Origin of the sequence: Pantoea phosphatilytica, from assembly GCF_051025615.1 — a bacterium.
In the GTDB taxonomy this organism is placed as follows: Bacteria; Pseudomonadota; Gammaproteobacteria; order Enterobacterales; family Enterobacteriaceae; genus Pantoea.
Window position 1 is genome coordinate 1,813,342 of sequence record NZ_JBPFDF010000001.1, and the last position, 16,135, is coordinate 1,829,476.

10 protein-coding genes are annotated in these 16,135 nt (G+C 55.9%); 8 read left to right on the forward strand and 2 right to left on the reverse strand.

The features are described 5' to 3' along the window. Positions 1 to 130: 130 nt before the first annotated feature. The 4 genes from ACR6AS_RS08715 (at position 131) to rcsB (ending at position 4,942) form a co-directional block, all read left to right on the forward strand. A complete protein-coding gene (locus tag ACR6AS_RS08715) occupies positions 131 to 331 on the forward strand; it encodes a hypothetical protein (protein WP_146240850.1) in 201 nt (66 codons plus the stop codon). A gap of 127 nt (positions 332 to 458) precedes the next feature. Further along, complete coding sequence (locus ACR6AS_RS08720) at positions 459 to 1,613, forward strand: MFS transporter (protein ID WP_434161769.1); 1,155 nt, start codon at positions 459 to 461, stop codon at positions 1,611 to 1,613. Between the two features lie 19 nt (positions 1,614 to 1,632). Further along, positions 1,633 to 4,290 (forward strand): phosphotransferase RcsD, encoded by a 2,658-nt coding sequence (gene rcsD, locus ACR6AS_RS08725; protein ID WP_293771965.1) that lies wholly within the window; start codon positions 1,633 to 1,635, stop codon positions 4,288 to 4,290. A gap of 1 nt (position 4,291) precedes the next feature. Further along, positions 4,292 to 4,942 carry a response regulator transcription factor RcsB gene (rcsB, locus tag ACR6AS_RS08730; protein WP_111140094.1) on the forward strand — a complete coding sequence of 217 codons (651 nt, stop codon included), beginning with the start codon at positions 4,292 to 4,294 and terminating at the stop codon, positions 4,940 to 4,942. 46 nt (positions 4,943 to 4,988) lie between these two features. Here the strand turns inward: rcsB and rcsC are convergent, their stop codons facing one another. Both rcsC and gyrA read right to left on the reverse strand, forming a co-directional pair. Then, on the reverse strand, positions 4,989 to 7,841 hold the full coding sequence (gene rcsC / locus ACR6AS_RS08735; RefSeq protein ID WP_434161772.1) for a two-component system sensor histidine kinase RcsC: 2,853 nt from the start codon (positions 7,839 to 7,841) through the stop codon (positions 4,989 to 4,991). Positions 7,842 to 8,285: 444 nt separating this feature from the next. Then, entirely contained in the window at positions 8,286 to 10,958 is a 2,673-nt protein-coding gene (gyrA, locus tag ACR6AS_RS08740; RefSeq protein ID WP_111140096.1) for a DNA topoisomerase (ATP-hydrolyzing) subunit A, read from the reverse strand. Between the two features lie 177 nt (positions 10,959 to 11,135). On the opposite strand from gyrA, the gene ubiG reads away from it, so the two are divergent. The 4 genes from ubiG (at position 11,136) to yfaE (ending at position 16,108) form a co-directional block, all read left to right on the forward strand. Next, positions 11,136 to 11,861 carry a bifunctional 2-polyprenyl-6-hydroxyphenol methylase/3-demethylubiquinol 3-O-methyltransferase UbiG gene (gene ubiG, locus ACR6AS_RS08745; RefSeq protein ID WP_111140097.1) on the forward strand — a complete coding sequence of 242 codons (726 nt, stop codon included), beginning with the start codon at positions 11,136 to 11,138 and terminating at the stop codon, positions 11,859 to 11,861. Between the two features lie 492 nt (positions 11,862 to 12,353). Next, on the forward strand, positions 12,354 to 14,639 hold the full coding sequence (gene nrdA / locus ACR6AS_RS08750; protein ID WP_434161775.1) for a class 1a ribonucleoside-diphosphate reductase subunit alpha: 2,286 nt from the start codon (positions 12,354 to 12,356) through the stop codon (positions 14,637 to 14,639). Between the two features lie 75 nt (positions 14,640 to 14,714). Beyond that, on the forward strand, positions 14,715 to 15,845 hold the full coding sequence (gene nrdB / locus ACR6AS_RS08755; RefSeq protein WP_111140099.1) for a class Ia ribonucleoside-diphosphate reductase subunit beta: 1,131 nt from the start codon (positions 14,715 to 14,717) through the stop codon (positions 15,843 to 15,845). Between the two features lie 2 nt (positions 15,846 to 15,847). Next, positions 15,848 to 16,108, forward strand: a complete 261-nt coding sequence (gene yfaE / locus ACR6AS_RS08760; protein ID WP_111140100.1) for a class I ribonucleotide reductase maintenance protein YfaE — start codon at positions 15,848 to 15,850, stop codon at positions 16,106 to 16,108. Positions 16,109 to 16,135 lie beyond the last annotated feature (27 nt).

Genomic DNA, 16,135 nt, shown 5'->3' on the forward strand with positions numbered 1-16,135 from the left:
TGCAGATTTCATTATGATTTAATACTTTTTACATAAGAGAAACGTGGAAAAGCGTTTTCTGAAAATGCGCTTCCCCATTGTTTTTTCATGTCAATTTATTGCTGACTGTTTCCATAAATGATGTAAAAAGGTGAACAAACCCGCGTTTCAGAAACTTTATGGCGCGTTAAAAAATTTGTTAAATATGCGAGTCGGCCAGCATTTATTGGTGGCCCTTTTTTCGCTGGCCGCCGTTAACCCGTTCAAAGCGAGCAGGAAATTTGCGTTAAGTCGACAGGCGCACCGCCGACTGATGCCAGGAAAGTTCTGGAAAAAATTCGCGGCGCAATAAAAGTCGGTAAACTCCCGGCTTTATGATTTATACGATGTTGCTGCACGACTTCTGATAAGAGGTGCAAGGGCCGCTCACTCACGGCCAGTGCTACACTTTTCCGCTTTACCTTTGATGAATCTGACCTATGACCGCACTGGACGCTGCACAACAACATAAACAGCAGAGCCGCCTGAACTGGGGCACGCGCACCATCTTTCTGATCAATGGCTTAGGGATGTCCGCCTGGGCACCGCTGGTTCCGTTTGCCCGCGATCGCCTGCAGCTCAGCGGCGCTTCGCTGGGTGCCTTGCTGCTCTGTCTGGGAATCGGGTCGCTCGCCGCCATGCCGGTAACCGGCACGCTGGTGGCACGCTTTGGCTGCCGCCGGGTGATGGCCTTTTCGACGCTGCTGGTGCTGATGATGATGCCGCTGCTGGCAACGGCTGACTCGCATCTGGTGATGGCGGCGGCGCTGATGCTGTTTGGTGCCGGGCTGGGCATGCTGGATGTGGCGATGAACTATCAGGCGGTGCAGGTCGAGCAGGCCGCTGACAAACCGATGATGTCCGGCTTTCATGGCTTCTTCAGTCTGGGCGGCATTCTGGGCGCGGGCACGGTCAGCCTGTTGCTGAGCCAGTCCTTTACCCCGCTGGCCGCCACGCTGGTAGTGATGGCGGTCATGCTGATCCTGCTGCTGTGGCGGCTGCCGGTGTTAATGAACGAACGCCTGCACCAGCCCGACCAGCCCTGGCTGGTGATCCCGCGCGGCTGGGTCGCATTTCTTGGCCTGCTCTGCTTTATTCTGTTTCTGGCGGAGGGCGCCGTCCTGGACTGGGGCGCCCTGCTGCTGCTGCAGAATCCGGCGATGACGCCGGCTTACGCCGGACTGGGCTATGCGATCTTCTCAGTGGCAATGACACTGGGTCGTTTCAGCGGCGATAAGGTCATCGCACGCTTTGGCCGCTATCCGGTGATGCTGACGGGTGCGCTGACCGCCGCGGCGGGCATGAGCCTGGCCGTCTGGCTGCCGTGGCCGGAGATCGCCCTGCTCGCCTTCCTGCTGGTCGGCTTTGGTTTATCTAATACGGTGCCGATGTTGTTCAATGCTGCCGGGAATCAACGGGATATGCCTGCGAACCTGGCGATTTCTGCCATGACAACGCTGGGATATGCGGGTATTCTCTCAGGTCCGGCTTTAATCGGATTCATTTCGCAATGGATTAGCCTCAGTGGTGCATTTTTAGTGATCGCCCTGTTGCTGTTAGCGGTAGCCGCCAGTGCGCGAAAAGTTGCGCGATAATTCAGGTACCTGACACGCTATGTTGTATAAGTTTCCACTGACCTCCGGCAACGTCACCCGCTTTTTTGTGGTTTTCAATCTGGTGCTCCTGCTGGCGCTGGGCTTTATGGTGCATAACTCGGTGAATGCCTGGCTGACCGGGAAACGTTATGCCATGGACGATCTGGCGCGCGACGTACAGAAGCGCATCGACGCCTATCGCTTTGCGACCTGGCAGATCTATGAAAATCTCTCCACCAGCGCGGCAGGTGCGACACCCGGCAATAATCTGCAGGAGACGCGGCTGCGTCCTGATGTCTATTATCTGGAAAAAACCCGGCGTAAAACCGAAGCACTGATTTTCGGCTCGCACGACAGCAGCACGCTGGATATGACGATGCGGATGTCGAACTATCTCGATACCCTGTGGGGCGCGGAAAATCCCACCTGGTCGATGTATTTTCTCAACGGTCAGGATAACAGCCTGATTATGATCTCGACCCTGCCGCTGAAAGATATGGCAACGCGCTACAAAGAGAGCGCCATCAGCTCTATGGTTGACGGGCGCCGCGCGGAGATGCTGCAGCAGGCCAATGCGCTGGATGAGCGGGAAAGTTTCTCGCCGCTTCGCCATCTCGCTTTCCAGAACGATCACTACTTCACGCTGCGCACGACCTTTAACCAGCCGGGCCACCTGGCGACGGTGGTCGCCTTCGATCTGCCAGTCAACGACCTGATTCCGCAGAACATGCCGCTGGAGAATTTCCAGCTGCGCCAGGACAGCAGCCTGCCTGCCAGCAGCAGCGATCAGCAGGAGGTGGAAAACACCCGCATCTCGCTGGTGAACCCGAACATCGAAATCACAGCGACCCTGCCCAGCACCTCGCTGCAGCTGGTTTATCAGGTGCCGATTACCCGTCTGCTCCTCGACAGCCTCTACAACCTGCTCTGGCCGCTGCTGATCAACCTGCTGCTGTTCCTGCTGTCGCTGGCCGGGATTGTGCTGCTGCGTCAGCAGTCGCTGCGCCCCAGCGAAAACCAGAGCGCGGAACTCGATTCGCTGCGGGTACTGAATGAAGAGATCGTGGCCAGCCTGCCGGTTGGCCTGCTGGTCTATGACTTCGCCAGCAACCGCACCCTGCTGAGCAATAAAATTGCCGAACATCTTCTGCCTCACCTCAATCTGCAGAAGATTATTAATATGTCCGACCAGCATCAGGGCGTGCTTCAGGCTACGATCAACAATGAAGTGTATGAGATCCGCCACGCCCGCAGCGTGCTGTCGCCGCATACGCAGCTGTTTATGATGCGCGATCAGGATCGCGAGCTGCTGGTGAACAAAAAACTGCAGAAGGCGCAGCAGGTGCTGGATCGCAACCACCAGATGCGGCAGCAGCTGCTGCACAATCTGGGCCATGCGCTGAATCAGCCGCTGGAGAAGATGGTGGCGCAACTGGTGCAGCTGAGTCAGCGCGATGCCGATGAAACCGTGCTCGACCTGCTCGATGAGAGCCAGGGGCTGGCGCGGCTGGTCGATGATATCGTTCTGCTCAACCGTCTGGAGGCGCACGACTGGTCACCGGATGCGACGGTCTTTAACCTGCAGGATCTGCTGGATGAGATTGCGCTGGAGAGCCTGCCGCTGATGCGACGCAAAGGGCTGTCGCTGGTGGTGAACAACCATCGGGCGAATGACGAGACGCGCTTTGGCGACCGTCGCGCCCTGCGCAAGGTGCTGACCACGCTGATGCACTATGCTCTGACAACCACCCGCTGGGGAAAAATCACCCTGGAAGTGAAGACGACAGAAAAGCAGCCCGACAGACTGATCATCGAACTGGTCGATACCGGGGCCGGACTGACGGTAGATGAGCTGGCTAACGTTGACTTCCCGTTCCTGGGCGACACCAGTCAGGATCGCTACGGGCAGGCGTCAGGCATGGCGTTCTTCCTGTGTAAGCAGCTCTGCAAGCAGATGGGCGGCAGTCTCGATATCGTGGCCAAAGCGGATATCGGCACGCGCTACAACATGCAGCTGCCGCTGGCCCTGGAGCAGAAGCAGGAAGAAGAAGAGGAAAAGATTCTGGATGGCGTGACCGCGCTGGTGGAGATCACCGTGGAGGACGTGCATAAGATCGTCTGCCGGCATCTGGAAAACTGGGGAGCGCGTTGTCTGACGCCTGACGAGCGTATCTCCGGTCAGGATCACGATGTGCTGGTCACCGACGATCCCTCAAAGCTCAGCGGCTGGGCACTGCTGCTGGCCGGGGATGAACTGGGGCATCATGCCCTCAACGACCAGCAGTATCGGGTTAACTTCAATCTCAGTAATGCGCTGCTTGATGCATTGCTGGCCCTGATTGAGAAGCAACTGTCGCATGATGTGATGGATAACGACACGGAAGACGACGCAGCCACGCCATTGATGAGCGGTGGCTATTTCCAGCTGTTTACGGAGACAGTACCGGATGATGTGAAGAGACTGTATACTGAGTCGGCGGAAAAGGACTACGCTTCGCTTGCTCAGACAGCGCATCGCCTGAAGGGCGTGTTTGCCATGCTCAATCTGACTCCCGGCAAACAGCTTTGTGAAGAGTTAGAACACCACATTAAAGCGTGTGACGATTCAAACATTACAAATACCACCAGTGATATTGACGCTTACGTCAATCAACTGCTGCAGCAAGGTAACCAATAAGATGAATAACTTAAATGTAATTATTGCCGATGACCATCCAATTGTCCTTTTCGGTATCCGAAAATCTCTGGAACAAATTGAATGGGTCAACGTTGTAGGTGAGTTCGAAGACTCAACAGCACTGATCAATAATCTGTCCAGGCTCGACGCCAACGTCCTGATCACCGATCTCTCTATGCCAGGTGAGAAGTATGGCGACGGCATTACGCTGATTAAATATATTAAACGTCACTACCCTGATCTCTCGATTATTGTTCTGACCATGAACAATAACCCGGCTATCCTCAGCTCCGTGCTGGATCTCGATATCGAAGGGATCGTGCTGAAACAGGGTGCGCCAACGGATCTGCCAAAAGCCCTGGCTGCACTGCAGAAAGGCAAAAAATATACGCCGGAAAGCGTGGCGAAACTGCTGGAGAAGATCAGTGCGGGCGGTTACGGCGACAAACGTTTGTCACCGAAAGAGAGCGAAGTGCTGCGCCTGTTTGCCGAAGGCTTCCTGGTGACCGAAATCGCCAAGAAACTGAACCGCAGTATCAAAACTATCAGTAGCCAGAAGAAATCAGCGATGATGAAGCTGGGCGTGGATAACGATATCGCACTGCTGAACTATCTGTCATCTGTCAGCCAGACGCAGGTCGAAAGAGACTAACGTGTTTTTGAGGCGGTACAGCCCGTACCGCCTCTCCTCACCTGCCCTATCCTGCCCGCGTTTTACGTACCCGCTCCGCATAGATTGCCAGCGTTCCCTTCAGCACATCCAGCGTCACCGGTTTCGACAGGCAGTTGTCCATACCCGCATCCATACAACGCTGCTTCTCTTCCGCCAGCGCATTCGCTGTGACACCGATAACCGGGAAGAGGTGACCCAGCTGGCGCAGCCGCTGTGTCAGACGATAACCATCCATGTTCGGCATGTTGACGTCGGTGAGCACGATGTCGATCTCATTACGGCTCAGGACATTCAGCGCATCGACGCCATCCTGGGCGGTCTTCACCTGATAGCCCAGCGTACCCAGCTGTTCCGACAGCAGCATACGGTTGATTGGATGATCATCAACAATCAGCACCATGATGTCATCGTTATGCACCTTCTCTTCGACCGGTGCGGCCAGCAGCAGCGCATCCGCTGCATCCTGTCCCAGCGCGATCCGGTAAATGCGCGCCAGCAGCGCCGGAACCTCATGCAGCGTGGCGGTAGAGTGGACCCAGTGACCGGGCTGACGTTCACGCGGCATATCCACATGCGATCCGTCGAAGGTGACCAGCGCACGCAGCGGCAGTTCGGGTTCGAAATCGTAGTCGGTCATCACCACATCGTCGGGGCCAGACTTACCGTTGTACTCCGCCACCTGTATACCCTGCTGCTGGATCTGCCGCGTAATGAAGGCGGCAAGATAGTCGTTGCGCATGGCCAGCCAGATCTTCTTATCCTGTAAATCTTCCAGCAGCAGCATTGACGGTTTCTGCCCTTTGTAAATCGGAATGCGCACGATGAACTGGCTGCCCATACCCGGCTCGGAGTCGACCTCAATATCGCCATCCATCAGATTGATCAGTTTTTCGCAGATCGCCAGCCCCAGCCCGGTGCCCTGGAAATTACGCTGTACGCCATTTCCCACCTGGAAGAAGGGGTCAAACAGGCGCGGCAGCTCTTTGGCCGGGATCCCCACGCCGGTGTCACGCACACGAAACGCCAGATAGCCCTGCTCCACATAGGCGTGGAGGATGATACAGCCGGTGTGGGTGAACTTGATGGCGTTGTTCAGCAGGTTCGAAATCACCTGCTGCAGGCGCAGCGGGTCGCCATCCAGCACCTGTGGAACATCATGTTCAATAAAGCAGTAGAGCGTCAGCCGCTTCTTCACCACCAGCGACAGATAGTTGCCGACGATGTGAGTGACAATTTCACGCGGGGCAAACGGACGCGGCTCAATTTTCAGCTGCTCCGACTCGATTTTCGAGAAGTCGAGAATGTCGCTGATGATCTTCAGTAACAGGCTGGAGGAGTTGTTCATCGCCGTTACCAGCGAATCGATCCCGCTGGGCAGCTCTTTGGTCTGCAGCAGATCGAGGTTACCGATAATGCCATAGAGCGGCGTTCGCAGCTCATGGCTGACCGTGGCAAGGAACATCGATTTTGACTGGCTGGCCTGCTCTGCCGCGTGCGCCATCTCCTGCAGAGACTGCTCCATCCGCACGCGCGCCGAAACATCAACCAGCACGCAGATCGCCACGTTCTCGTTACGATAGCGCGAATGAACAAAACTGATTTGCAGGTTGGTATTGCTGCCGGTCAGCACATCGACAAAGTTGACCTGCTGCCCGCCGATGATCTCATTCAGCCGCAGACGATCTTCCTGAGTCAGCAGCGTCAGATAGTTATGCGCCAGCTCATTACTCAGAATATTGGTGCCGTCGCTGGTGCGTAAGATACAGATCCCGACCGGCGCCGAGGCGACAATCTTGCGGTTGAACTGCTCATGTTCCTCCAGCCGATGGGCGTTCTCTTCTGCCGGCAGGAACATCCGGCGCTCAAATATCCAGGCAAGTGTAATCAGGATCACGGCGCTGAAAATGTTGAGCAGCAGCGCATTGATAATCATCAGCTTAAGCTGATCCACCATCACGTCGGTCGGTATCGACCAGACCACGTTGAGATCTGAAGGCGGCAGCGGCTTTTTCAGCACCAGCTGACGATAACCGTTCAGGTAGCCGAACCAGGTTTTATCGTCGGGCAGACTATCGAGCGAGAAGCCCAGCCCGCCGCGCCGCGAGTTCAGCAGCGGACGGTAATTTTCATCGGTAATGGAGGCGATAATCGGCAGGCTGCCAGGCTGGATAAACTCATCCAGCCGGATGTTCTGCTCAACACCCAGCAGCGCCTGCAGTTTATTCGCGACGTAAACCGGCACCACCATATAGAAAGTGCCGACGCCGGGCTGCGCGCTGCTGTTGATCCAGTACATCGGATTACGGCGCTCTTCCTCGCTGTTGTTGCGGTAGCGCAGCACATTTTCACGCAGCGATTTCAGGCTGCGCTCCCGGTCAGCATTGCTGCTGCCGATGGTGAAGTCGGCCAGACACTGGCTCTCGCCACCGATAAAGAACACCCGATTCAGTTCATAGGACGAGGCGAAATTGCTTTTCCAGTAATTGATGTAGTAACTCAGGGAATCGAGCGAGTTGCGCCAGGTGTTGCTCATCGCGGTGCAGTCGCCATCAGAAAACAGCGGTGTAAACTGCGGCTGGGTGGTTTTGCCCGGCATCATGCCCGTCAGGACATCCAGCCCGCTGCTGGCGTTGGTCAGACGATTCTCGGTGATATATTTCAGCTCACGCATCATGTCCGCCGAATGGCGCACATACCACTGTATCGTGCCGTAGTTGCTGGCAAACTCCTGACGAACCTGCGTCTCTTTATTGTGCAGCACGCTGATGATGTAAAACGCCGTCAGAACGGCGCCCAGCGTCCAGATTAGCAGCGCCAGCGCGCGGAAAAGATAACGCGAGATGCGAAGCGTGGTGCGGAAAGAGACAGGATATTTCAAAGGTAACTCGCAGTTGGCAAGGTTAGTCGCATCGTCGATTTTTAATGCTCATACACTAGCTTTATCGGGCGTAAAAAGCCAGCCAGCCGCAGGCTTAGCGCGGGATTTGAGACGCTTTTAGGACAGCGTAACAACATCGTTAACGCCTGCCCCGGAGGGTCGCTTCTGCTCCATAAACCAACACCTGTTCACAATAATCTTAAGCAACTCCACCTTTAAACGGGCAAGAGCCGCCATGCCCCAGGAGCAAAGCGTCCACGCCAGGGAGGGCGTGGCCGATCCGCAGGGATGCGGGCCTCCCTGGCAATCGGGCATAGCGGGTCTTTCGGCAGCGCCCGGCTCAAAGCGATTTACCCCTCCTCTACCGACAGCCAAAAAAAAACGGCAGGCCGGGTTTCCCCTGACCTGCCGTTTCTGCAACGACCTTAGCTTATTCCAGACAAATTACTCTTCGTCTTCCGCCGCGTCGTCTTCACCGTCAGCATCCTCTTCCGGTGCAATCTCTTCATCATCGATCTCTGCTTCCGGCGCAATATCATCTTCGCCTTCCGCTACGCTGCCGTCGATGGAATCCAGCTCTTCTTCTTCAACCGGCTCAGCAACACGCTGCAGACCCACGACATTCTCATCCTCTGCGGTACGAATCAGAATCACACCCTGGGTATTACGACCCACGACGCTCACTTCTGACACGCGGGTACGTACCAGCGTACCGGCATCGGTGATCATCATAATCTGATCGCTATCGACAACCTGAACCGCGCCAATCACCGGACCGTTACGCTCGGTCACTTTGATGGAAATCACACCCTGCGTCGCACGCGACTTGGTCGGATATTCGCTGTTGGCCGTACGCTTACCGTAACCATTCTGCGTCACGGTCATGATGGCACCCTCTTCACGCGGCACAATCAGCGACACGACGCGATCGCCTTCCGCCAGCTTGATGCCGCGTACGCCCGAGGCGGTACGCCCCATCGCACGGACAGCGGTTTCTGCAAAGCGCACCACTTTACCGGCTGCGGAGAACAGCATCGCTTCATCGTTACCGTTGGTCAGCGACACGCCGATCAGCTCATCGTCGTCACGCAGATTCACGGCAATAATGCCCGCACTGCGTGGACGGCTGAACTCTTTCAGCGCAGTCTTCTTCACGGTTCCCAGCGCGGTCGCCATAAAGATATTGAAGCCTTCGGTATACTCGCGTACCGGCAGAATCGCCGTAATACGCTCGTTGGCTTCCAGCGGCAGCAGGTTGACGATTGGACGTCCGCGCGCGCCACGGCTGGCTTCCGGCAGCTGATACACCTTCATCCAGTAGAGACGGCCCCGGCTTGAGAAGCAGAGGATCGTATCGTGGGTATTGGCCACCAGCAGACGATCAATGAAGTCCTCTTCTTTGATACGTGCGGCCGACTTGCCTTTACCACCACGACGCTGCGCTTCATAGTCGCTCAGCGGCTGATACTTCACGTAGCCCTGATGCGACAGCGTCACCACAACGTCTTCCTGATTGATCAGGTCTTCGATATTGATATCGGCAGAGTTCGCGGTGATCTCGGTACGACGATCGTCGCCAAACTGGTCGCGCATCAGCTCCAGCTCTTCGCGGATCACTTCCATCAGACGCTCGGCGCTCGACAGAATGTGCAGCAGCTCGGCAATCTGCTCCAGCAGCGCCTTGTACTCGTCCAGCAGCTTCTCATGCTCAAGGCCGGTCAGTTTCTGCAGACGCAGATCCAGAATCGCCTGAGCCTGCTGCTCGGTCAGATAGTAGCGACCGTCGCGGATACCAAACTGCGCATCAAGCCACTCCGGACGCGCAGCGTCATCGCCTGCACGCTCCAGCATCGCGGACACATTACCGAGATCCCACGCCTGTGCGATCAGACCCGCTTTCGCTTCTGCCGGCGTTGGCGCACGACGAATCAGCTCGATGATCGGATCGATATTCGCCAGCGCAATCGCCAGACCTTCCAGGATATGGGCACGGTCACGGGCTTTGCGCAGTTCATAAATGGTACGACGCGTCACCACTTCACGACGATGACGAACGAAGGCGTCCAGAATCTCCTTCAGCGCCATAATCTTTGGCTGACCCTGATGCAGGGCAACCATGTTGATGCCAAACGACGTCTGCAGCTGCGTCAGCGAGTAGAGATTATTCAGCACCACTTCGCCGACCGCATCACGCTTAATCTCAATCACGATGCGCATGCCGTCTTTGTCAGACTCATCACGCAGTGCGCTGATGCCTTCGACACGCTTCTCTTTCACCAGCTCCGCAATCTTTTCGATCAGGCGGGCTTTGTTCACCTGATAGGGCAGCTCATGAATGATGATGGTTTCGCGGCCGGTTTTCGCATCGGCCTCGACTTCGCCACGCGCACGAATATAGATTTTACCGCGTCCGGTGCGGTACGCCTCTTCGATGCCACGGCGTCCATTGATGATGGCGGCGGTCGGGAAATCAGGCCCCGGAATGTGCTCCATCAGCGCTTCAACGCTGATATTCTCATCTTCAATGTAAGCCAGGCAGCCGTTAATCACTTCGCGCAGGTTGTGCGGCGGGATATTGGTTGCCATACCTACGGCGATACCGGAAGAGCCGTTCACCAGCAGGTTCGGGATTTTGGTCGGCAGAACCTCAGGGATCTGCTCAGTGCCGTCGTAGTTCGGCACGAAATCGACGGTCTCTTTTTCCAGGTCAGCTAACAGGTCGTGGGCGATTTTCGACATGCGAATTTCGGTATAACGCATCGCCGCGGCGGAGTCGCCGTCGATGGAACCGAAGTTGCCTTGTCCGTCCACCAGCATGTAACGCAGGGAGAAAGGCTGGGCCATACGTACGATAGTGTCGTAAACGGCGGAATCACCATGCGGGTGATATTTACCGATAACGTCACCGACAACGCGGGCAGATTTTTTATAGGGTTTGTTCCAGTCGTTACCCAGTACGCTCATCGCATAAAGTACACGACGATGAACCGGCTTCAGGCCATCACGCACATCGGGTAAAGCTCGGCCAACGATGACCGACATGGCGTAACCGAGGTAAGAATTTTTTAATTCTTCTTCGATGTTGACCGGTGTAATTTCTCTCGCAAGGTCGCTCATGGAGCCGCTATCCCTCTACTTAATCCCGGATTTTAAAGGTGCGAAAGTATATCACACTGCAATCCTCTGGTGAACGTTAACCACCGATATCGCCCGCTTTTCCTTCCGCCTGAAAGGTGTGCCATCTGCGGTTAAGCGTTTATACTGTGGGCACATTTTGTCAGGAGTTACGATTCAATGAATGCACAACCGCAGAATCATCAGCAGAACGTCGATGCGCAGGAAATTGCCAAGTTTGAGGCCGTTGCCTCGCGCTGGTGGGATCTGGAGGGTGAATTTAAACCGTTGCACCGTATTAACCCCCTGCGCCTGGGCTATATCGCCGAGCACAGCAACGGCCTGTTTGGTAAAACCGTGCTCGACGTCGGCTGCGGCGGCGGCATTTTAGCCGAAAGCATGGCGCGTGAAGGCGCGATCGTCACCGGCCTGGACATGGGCGCGGAACCGCTGGCCGTGGCGCGCCTGCATGCGCAGGAGAGCGGCGTCACGCTGGACTACGTGCAGCAGACCGTGGAAGCGCACGCGGAAGAGCATGCCGGGAAATATGATGTGGTGACCTGCATGGAGATGCTGGAGCACGTCCCGGACCCGCGCTCGGTGGTTCACGCCTGTGCAAAGCTGGTCAAACCGGGCGGCGACGTCTTTTTCTCTACGCTGAACCGCAATCCAAAAGCCTGGCTGCTGGCGGTGTTTGGCGCAGAATATGTGCTGCGCATGGTGCCGCGCGGAACGCATGACGTGAAAAAGTTTATCCGCCCTTCTGAGCTGCTGGGCTGGGTTGATGAAACCGCTCTGCGCGAACGCCACATCATTGGCCTGCACTACAACCCGGTGACCAACCGTTTCAAACTGGCACCTGGGACCGACGTCAATTACATGGTCCACACCCACCGCGCCGTGTAAGCGAGCCGCCCGCCCGAATCCGGGCGGGCCTCATCATCTCCCCGCCCGCTTTTCATCCCGCGCTATTCTGAGCCTTACCAGCAGGTTACGGCGCTCAGGCCACGTTTGCGACCGCCGGATTTCAGGCTGCCGATGACCCTGCTAGCGGCTTTTGACTATTTTTCCTCCCCGCTGGCGAAGAATCGGGAGGATTGAATAAGAAATACGCGCCCGATCAAAGTTAGAAAAAAAAGTGTGATCTGGTTGACACGATGGCAGCCCTTACAAGGCGTGGCCTGAGAATTTTCGGCAGAATTACAACCCCTCCCGCCATCATTTTTTGCTCTTGTTAACCCGCCGCAAAATACTAAAATATGCCTCCATGTAGTTGTGGCTTTTCCCATCACCCCCTAGATGTAGTGTTTATCCACATATTATTCACAATGAATAGGCTGTGTATAAACCGGGATTTCTTTTAATTTTTGGATACTCACGCAAAGGTAAAAACGCGACATGAACCAGAGTCTGCTCGTTACTAAACGCGATGGCCGCCAGGAGCGCATTGACCTCGACAAAATTCACCGTGTGCTGGACTGGGCTGCCGAAGGGCTGAACAACGTCTCTGTCTCACAGGTGGAACTGCGCTCTCACATTCAGTTCTATGATGGCATCAGAACCTCTGACATTCATGAGACCATCATCAAGGCCGCAGCAGACCTTATCTCTCGCGATGCCCCTGACTATCAGTACCTGGCCGCCCGCCTGGCTATCTTCCACCTGCGCAAAAAAGCGTACGGTCAGTTTGAGCCGCCGAAGCTCTACGACCAGGTGGTTAAAATGGTTGATCTGGGCAAATACGATCGCCACCTGCTGGAAGATTACAGCAAGGAAGAGTTTGCACAGATGGACGAGTTTCTCGACCACTGGCGCGACATGAACTTCTCCTATGCCGCCGTGAAGCAGCTGGAAGGCAAATATCTGGTACAGAACCGCGTCTCCGGTGAAATCTACGAGAGCGCGCAGTTCCTCTACATTCTGGTCGCGGCCTGCCTCTTCTCCGGCTATCCGCGCGACACACGTATGGATTACATCAAGCGTTTCTATGATGCGATCTCGACGTTTAAAATCTCGCTGCCGACCCCGATCATGTCCGGCGTGCGTACCCCAACGCGTCAGTTCAGCTCCTGCGTGCTGATCGAGTGCGGCGACAGCCTCGACTCCATTAACGCCACCTCCAGCGCCATCGTGAAATATGTTTCTCAGCGTGCCGGTATCGGCATCAACGCGGGCCGTATCCGTGCGCTGGGCAGCCCGATTCGCGGCGGTGAAGCGTTCCACACCGGCTGTATCCCGTTCTACAAACATTTCCAGACCGCAGTGAAGTCCTGTTCTCAGGGCGGCGTGCGTGGCGGTGCCGCTACGCTGTTCTACCCGATGTGGCATCTGGAAATCGAAAGCCTGCTGGTGCTGAAAAACAACCGTGGTGTTGAAGGCAACCGCGTGCGTCACATGGACTACGGCGTCCAGCTCAACAAGATGATGTATCAGCGCCTGCTGAAAGGCGAAGATATCACGCTGTTCAGCCCGTCTGACGTGCCTGGCCTGTATGACGCCTTCTTCGCTGATCAGGATGAATTTGAGCGCCTTTACACCAAATATGAGCAGGATGAGAGCATCCGCAAACAGCGCGTGAAAGCGGTCGATCTCTTCTCGCTGATGATGCAGGAACGCGCCTCAACCGGCCGTATCTACATCCAGAACGTTGACCACTGCAACACGCACAGCCCGTTTGATCCGAGCATCGCGCCGGTTCGCCAGTCTAACCTCTGCCTGGAAATCGCCCTGCCGACCAAACCGCTGGAAGACGTTAACGACGAAAACGGTGAGATCGCCCTCTGTACGCTTTCCGCCTTCAACCTCGGTGCGATCGAAAGCCTCGATGACCTGGAAGAGCTGGCGACCCTGGCCGTCCGCGCCCTCGATGCCCTGCTCGATTATCAGGACTACCCGATTCCGGCTGCACAGCGTGGTGCAATGGGTCGTCGTACTCTGGGTATCGGCGTCATCAACTACGCCTACTACCTGGCGAAACATGGTGTGCGCTACTCCGACGGCAGTGCAAATGGCCTGACGCACAAAACCTTTGAAGCCATTCAGTACTACCTGCTGAAAGCCTCAAACGAACTGGCGAAAGAGCAAGGTGCCTGCCCGTGGTTCAATGAAACCAGCTATGCGCAGGGCATTCTGCCGATCGACACCTACAAGAAAGACCTGGATGCGATCAGCAATGAACCGCTGCATCTCGACTGGGAAGCGCTGCGTGAAGCGATCAAAACGCACGGCCTGCGCAACTCCACGCTGTCGGCACTGATGCCATCTGAGACCTCATCGCAGATCTCCAATGCCACCAACGGCATTGAGCCGCCACGCGGCCACATCAGCATCAAGGCTTCCAAAGATGGCATCCTGCGCCAGGTGGTGCCGGAGTATGACCGTCTGAAAGATCAGTATGAGCTGCTGTGGGAAATGCCAAACAACGACGGCTACCTGCAGCTGGTGGGTCTGATGCAGAAATTCATCGACCAGGCGATCTCCTCCAACACCAACTACGATCCGTCACGCTTTGCCAACGGCAAGGTGCCGATGAAGCAGCTGCTGAAAGATCTGCTGACCGCGTATAAGTTCGGCGTGAAAACGCTCTACTATCAGAACACCCGTGACGGTGCAGAAGATGCGCAGGATGACCTGGCACCTTCTATCCAGGATGATGGCTGCGAGAGCGGCGCCTGTAAGATCTAATGGTCAGGCGGGAGATCCCTCCCGCCTCATTCATTTCACGAGGCCTGGCTTCGTCTACTTTTTTGGACAACATTTATGGCTTACTCCACTTTCTCACAGAACAAAAATGATCAGCTGAAAGAGCCGATGTTTTTCGGTCAGTCGGTAAACGTGGCGCGCTTCGATCAGCAAAAATATGACATCTTTGAAAAGCTGATTGAAAAGCAGCTCTCCTTCTTCTGGCGCCCGGAAGAAGTGGACGTTTCGCGCGACCGCATCGACTACCAGGCACTGCCTGAGCATGAAAAACATATTTTCATCAGCAACCTGAAGTACCAGACGCTGCTGGATTCGATTCAGGGCCGCAGCCCGAACGTGGCACTGCTGCCGCTGATCTCAATTCCTGAACTGGAAACCTGGGTTGAAACCTGGGCGTTCTCCGAGACGATCCACTCCCGTTCTTACACCCACATCATCCGTAACATCGTCAACGATCCGGCGCTGGTGTTCGACGATATCGTCACCAACGAGCAGATCCTGGCGCGTGCGCAGGATATCTCGCGCTATTACGACGATCTGATTGAGATGACCAACTACTGGCATCAGCTGGGCGAAGGCACACATCAGGTTAACGGCAAACAGGTCGTCGTCAGCCTGCGCGCCCTGAAGAAGCAGCTCTATATCTGCCTGATGAGCGTCAATGCGCTGGAAGCGATCCGTTTCTATGTCAGCTTCGCCTGTTCGTTCGCTTTCGCTGAGCGTGAGCTGATGGAAGGCAATGCCAAAATCATCAAACTGATCGCCCGCGATGAAGCCCTGCACCTGACCGGCACGCAGCACATGCTGAACCTGCTGCGCAGCGGCGAAGACGATCCCGAGATGAAAGAGATTGCCGCAGAGTGCCGCGAAGAGTGCTTCGAGCTGTTTAAGAAAGCCGCACTGCAGGAGAAAGAGTGGGCGGACTATCTGTTCAGTGGCGGTTCGATGATCGGCCTGAACAAAGATATCCTCTGCCAGTACATCGAGTACATCACCAACATCCGTATGCAGGCAGTGGGCCTGGATCTGCCGTTCCAGACCCGCTCAAACCCGATTCCGTGGATCAACTCCTGGCTGGTCTCTGACAACGTGCAGGTCGCGCCACAGGAAGTGGAAGTGAGCTCCTATCTGGTGGGTCAGATCGATTCTGAAGTGGGCGCTAACGACTTCGACGACTTCCAGCTCTGATTATGAGCCGCGACGTTGTTATTCTGCGCAGTTCCGGCACCCGGCTGGAATGCACGGACGAGCACACCAGCCTGCTGACGCTGCTGGAGGCGAATAACTTCTGTGTGGAGTTTCAGTGCCGCGAAGGCTACTGCGGCTCCTGCCGGATGCGGCTGCTGAAAGGCGAAGTACACTACCCGCAGCAGCCACTGGCTTTTGTGCAGCAGGATGAGATCCTGCCCTGCTGCTGCAAAGCCAAAGGCGAGATTGAGCTTGAGTTATAAGGCTGGCCAGGAGATCTCGCGCTGCGT